This is a genomic window from Reichenbachiella sp. MALMAid0571 (assembly GCF_040151475.1).
Lineage (GTDB): Bacteria > Bacteroidota > Bacteroidia > Cytophagales > Cyclobacteriaceae > CAXBNB01.
The window spans coordinates 1-281 of record NZ_JBDKWG010000007.1 but is presented as its reverse complement, the minus strand read 5'-3'; the positions used below and the strand labels follow the sequence as shown (position 1 = coordinate 281).

Sequence of the window (281 nt, the reverse complement as noted above, 5' to 3'; positions counted from 1 at the left end):
TTCCAGAACAGGTAATAAATAGCTGACCCATTCACTGACTTTGCTCTGGCTCATATCAAACATCTCTCCATGGTAATACTGGTTGGGGTTTTCTTTTAAGTACATCAGAATGAAATCCAGTTTTGACTTACTCCCATACAGGCTACTCAGCGATGATTCCTCTTCAAGAGGAAATAGCCGCATCTGACCTTTCAATGTACAAATCGATAACTTCTTTGTGATCAAAGGATCAAAAACGGAAAACAAATTATCATATTCTATTTGATTTAAACTAAGCAGTG

At 37.0% G+C, this 281-nt stretch carries 1 protein-coding gene; it reads right to left on the bottom strand.

The genetic code is table 11. The features are described from left to right. A partial coding sequence (locus AAOP42_RS00065) for a transposase family protein (RefSeq protein WP_349526410.1) occupies positions 1-183 on the bottom strand: 183 nt, incomplete at its 3' end. Positions 184-281 lie beyond the last annotated feature (98 nt).